The sequence below is a fragment of the Sphingomonas sp. genome (genome assembly GCF_036731925.1).
GTDB lineage: Bacteria > Pseudomonadota > Alphaproteobacteria > Sphingomonadales > Sphingomonadaceae > Sphingomonas.
In genome coordinates this window covers 1-4233 of record NZ_DAINDJ010000008.1, presented here as the reverse complement: position 1 = coordinate 4233, position 4233 = coordinate 1, and the positions used below count along the sequence as shown (strand labels likewise).

The following is a 4233-nucleotide window of genomic DNA, read 5'->3' as shown; positions in this document are numbered from 1 at the left end:
ATGGCAGTATTAAATAAATTTACGGACTTAGGCAGACCACATACCCGAGTTGTCACTTAAATTTGAGTAGATATGAGAAGTCTTAACTTTTAAATTTTTGTGCAACAAAGCCATACCTCGTATGAGATAGTGAAAATAGGCGAATCTATTGGGGCTGAATGCGAACATCGCGAGACTGACCGACAGAGCAGTCAGTCCCTTCATCACCTCAAAACAGCTTTTGGATGCGCGTCTTCAACTCGTCGAACCATCCCTTGCCGCTTTTGCCACCAGCCGACTTTTGCTCAATGAACTTCACCTGATCGAAGATGGGTTTGAAGTCCGCCTTCTTGCCATAACCCAGGATCTGCGCCATCTCAATCTCCGTGCGCACGGACGACAGCAAGGTGCTGAGCTCCTCGTTCTGCTTGGCATCGCGCTTGTCGGTCTCGGCCAGCTTTTCAGCTTTTGCGATCGCGGCTTCGGCCCGTAGCACGGGCAGAGGAAAGGCGACCGAGGTCACCACCAGGGTGTTCAGTGCTCGGGCGAGTTCCGCTTTGGCGTTGTCGATCTTGCCGCTGTCGATGAGCCCGGCTCAGCGCATCGACGAACTGCGCCCCGATGCCTTGGCCGTCGAAGATGTACGAAGCCAGCGCGACGCTGTTCCGCGCCTATTCGATGGCAGCGAGCATGGCCGGGTAGGCCTGCTCGCCATCGACGAGCGGCTCGATGCGGTTGCCGCGGGTCAGCGACTGGCCGGTGGCGCGTCCCACCAGGTGGGCCAGACCGGCAAGTGGCGGCGATACAGCCTCGGGCATCGTGGGCGAGAGATCCTGCCGAATAGCAGGATCTGCCCCCGGGAAGAGCCGCCGCGCCCGCCGCTGGTAACGGTTGATGCCGAACAGCACATACAGCAGCGAACCGGCCAGCGGCAACAAGGCGATCAGAGTACCCACAGCGTGGCCGATCGAGGGTCACGCTTGTAGATGACCGCGTGCCCCGCTGTGGGGACAGCGACCGCCAGCGACACGAGGGTGGCTGCCCATGTCAGCCCATTGGGGTCGGACACGACAGCCTCCCATCGCTCAAGATTCGCCGTCCGCTGACTTCTTCTTGCGCGCAGGCTTGCTCGCGTCGCTCGGCGGCGTCTCGGCCACGTTCGCGGCATCGGGCTTTTCAGGCTCAGCCGGCTTCGCGGGTGGCTCCTGGCGCTCGAAGACCACCCGTTCGGCCTTGTCGTCCCAGCGGGCGCTGGCGTGATCGCCCTTGCCGATACCGCCACCCAGCATCTCGCGCGCCAGTGCCGTCTCCAGCTCGCTGCGGATCAGGCGCTTGAGTTCACGCGCGCCGAACTCGGGCTTGTAGCCTTCCTGCGCGAAGTGGTCGATCAAGGTCTGATCGAAGGTCAGCGTCACGCCCTGGCTGGCGGCGTTGCGGGCCACACGATCGAGCTGCAGGCCGACGATATGGCGGATCTCCTCCTTGCCCAGCGCATGGAAGACGATGATCTCGTCGATGCGGTTGATGAACTCGGGGCGGAAGTGTCCGCGCAGCACGTCCATCACCTCGGACTTGGTCTTCTCGTATTCCTCGCCGGCGGCGCTACGGGCCTTCAGCCGACGCTGGATGATGTCCGAGCCCAAGTTCGAGGTGGCGATGATGATGGTATTGGTGAAATCCACCACCCGGCCCTTGCCGTCGGTGAGCCGCCCGTCGTCGAACACCTGCAGCAGGATGTTGTAGACGTCGGGGTGAGCCTTCTCGATCTCGTCCAGCAGCAACACGCTGTAGGGCTTGCGACGCACCTTCTCGGTGAGCTGGCCGCCCTCGTCATAGCCCACATAACCCGGAGGCGCGCCCACCAGGCGTGCCACGGTATGGCGTTCCCCGTACTCGGACATGTCGATGCGCAGCAGCGCACCTTCATCGCCATAGATGGACTCGGCCAGCGCCTTGGCGAGCTCGGTCTTGCCCACGCCGGTCGGCCCGAGGAACAGAAAAGTCGCCACCGGCTTGCCGCCTTCGCGCAGCCCCGCGCGCGACAACCGCACGGCATCGGCTACCGCGCGCACCGCTTCGTCCTGGCCCACCAGGCGCTCGTGCAGCCGCTGTTCTAGATGCAACAGCTTCTCGCGTTCTTCCACCGTCAGCTCGTTGACCGGAATGCCGGTCAGGCGCGAGACGATCTGCGCGACATGCTCGGCCTTGACTTCGGCGCTGCCCGAGGCGCGCTCGCGCTCCCAATCTTCGATGAACTTCTTGAGTTCGGCCTCTTTTGCCTCGATGCGCTTGCCCAGCTCGGCGGCCTTGTCGTACTGCTTGCGCGAGGCCATGTAGTCCTGCTCACGCCGCAACTGGTGCAGTTCGGACTCCAGCTCTTGTACGGCCACTGGGCGAGCCGTGGCCGACAGCTTCACGCGTGCGGCCGCCTGGTCAAGCAGGTCGATGGCCTTGTCAGGCAAAAAGCGCGCGGTGATGTAGCGGTCCGACAACTCGGCGGCGGCGATGATCGCATCCTCGGTGATGCTGACCTTGTGGTGCGCCTCGAAGGTGTCGCGCAGGCCGCGCAGGATCATCATGGTCTGCGCTACCGTCGGCTCGGGCACCATCACCGGCTGGAAACGACGCTCCAGCGCGGCGTCCTTCTCGATGTACTTCTGATACTCGTTGAGCGTGGTGGCGCCGATCAGGTTCAGCTCGCCGCGCGCCATCATCGGCTTGAACACGTTGGCCACGTCCAGCCCGCCTTCGCCGCCACCCTGGCCGGCACCGACGATGGTGTGCACTTCATCGATGAAGAGAATCATCTCGCTCTGGTGCTCGGTCACTTCCTTGAGCACCCTCTGCACGCGCTCCTCGAACTCGCCGCGGTACTTGGCGCCGGCCACCATGGCGTTGATGTTGAGTTCCACCAGACGCTTGTCGCGCAGCGTCTCGGGCACTTCACCGGCGACCATGCGCTGCGCCAGCCCTTCGACGATGGCGGTCTTGCCGACGCCGGGCTCACCGATCAACACCGGGTTGTTTTTCTTGCGCCGGGCCAGCACCTCGATGGTGGTCTCGATCTCCTGCGCACGGCCGATGACCGGATCGAGCTTGCCCTCGCGCGCCATCTTGGTGAGGTCGCGCGAGTATTTATCCAGCTCGGGCGTGTTGGTCGGCGTCTCGGCGCGGCCATCCTCGGCGCCCTTGCCGACCACCTTGCTGACCTGTTGGCGCAGCGCCTGCGGCGTCAGGCCGTAGCGGCGCAGCAGGTTGGCGGCCAGCCCTTCGCCTTCCTCGGCCAGACCGACCAGGAAGTGCTCCGGACCGACATAGGAATGGCCGAGTTCATTGGAGGTCACGAAAGCGCGGCTGAGCGCATCCTTCACGCGCGGCGACACGCCGATCTCGCCCTCGAACGGCTTGTCCCCGCGCTTGGCCTCGGACTCGATCTGCCGCTTGAGGTCATCGACCTTGATCTTGAACTGACCCAGGATGGTCTTGACCACGTCGCTGTCGGCCAGCGCCAGCAGCAGATGTTCGGTATCCACCTCGGCGCGGCCAAATTCGGCAGCGTGTTTGGCGGCCTCCTGCAGCAGGGCTTCCGACTGTTCGCTGATGCGGCTGGCCAAACCACTGCCGCGACGGCGCGGCGCACCCGAACCTGCGGCGGCGGGCTCGCCGAACGAGGCATCGACCACGTCATCGGTATCGGCGGCCATCGGCGTCGCGTCGTCGCCGATGCGGAAGAAGTCACTGCCGAGGAAGTCCTCGAACAGGCCGCTGCGCGAGCCGAACAAGGCTTCCAGCGGCGAGACGGTGCGCTTTTGCTGGCGCACCAGTTGACGGTAATGGTCGTCACACAACAGCATGGTGCTGTGACGACCGTTGAGATTGGCTTCCACCCGCACGGTGGCGGGTTGGCTGCAGACCTGGCATTGTTTTCTGTCCATACTGATGCTCCTGTAAAGATTGATCTGACGAGGCACCGACGATCACGGTGCCTCATCTCTTTTTGTTTTTTGAGAAAAACGCGCTGCCCCGCGTCAGCCGTTGATCGGGATCGAGCGTGAAAATCACCTGTAGGTGCGCTTTCATTTCGCCCTCTCCAATCGCGTCGCTTTGCGGTTCCGGCCAAGGAAATCCTTGCAAGACTTTGTAAGACATTGCGCTTACCAGGAAAAAATATCAAGAGTCAATGTACAGCGACTTTGTTACACAAAGATTTGAAATGCAAAGCGCCCCTAATTGAGCCAAATTTAAGGCGTAACT

3 protein-coding genes and 1 pseudogene are annotated in these 4233 nt (G+C 62.4%); all 4 read right to left on the bottom strand.

Annotated elements, in window-relative coordinates:
- Positions 1 to 208: 208 nt before the first annotated feature.
- Positions 209 to 574 (bottom strand): annotated as a pseudogene (gene yfdX1 / locus V7E00_RS20000) (heat resistance protein YfdX1); the annotation flags it as partial.
- A 76-nt stretch (positions 575 to 650) separates the two neighbouring features.
- Positions 651 to 935: a hypothetical protein gene (locus V7E00_RS20140; protein ID WP_224223043.1), complete on the bottom strand. Its 285-nt coding sequence runs from the start codon at positions 933 to 935 to the stop codon at positions 651 to 653.
- A gap of 129 nt (positions 936 to 1064) precedes the next feature.
- Positions 1065 to 3914, bottom strand: a complete 2850-nt coding sequence (clpK, locus tag V7E00_RS19990; RefSeq protein ID WP_004882738.1) for a heat shock survival AAA family ATPase ClpK — start codon at positions 3912 to 3914, stop codon at positions 1065 to 1067.
- A 52-nt stretch (positions 3915 to 3966) separates the two neighbouring features.
- The gene (locus tag V7E00_RS19985; RefSeq protein WP_004642278.1) at positions 3967 to 4128 is read right to left on the bottom strand and encodes a hypothetical protein; all 162 of its coding nucleotides are present in this window, start codon (positions 4126 to 4128) and stop codon (positions 3967 to 3969) included.
- Positions 4129 to 4233 lie beyond the last annotated feature (105 nt).

Bases quoted from the DNA above. Each gene is read 5' to 3' on its own strand.
- clpK (WP_004882738.1), bottom strand. From the start codon at position 3,914: ATGGACAGAAAACAATGCCAGGTCTGCAGCCAACCCGCCACCGTGCGG.
- V7E00_RS19985 (WP_004642278.1), bottom strand. From the start codon at position 4,128: ATGTCTTACAAAGTCTTGCAAGGATTTCCTTGGCCGGAACCGCAAAGC.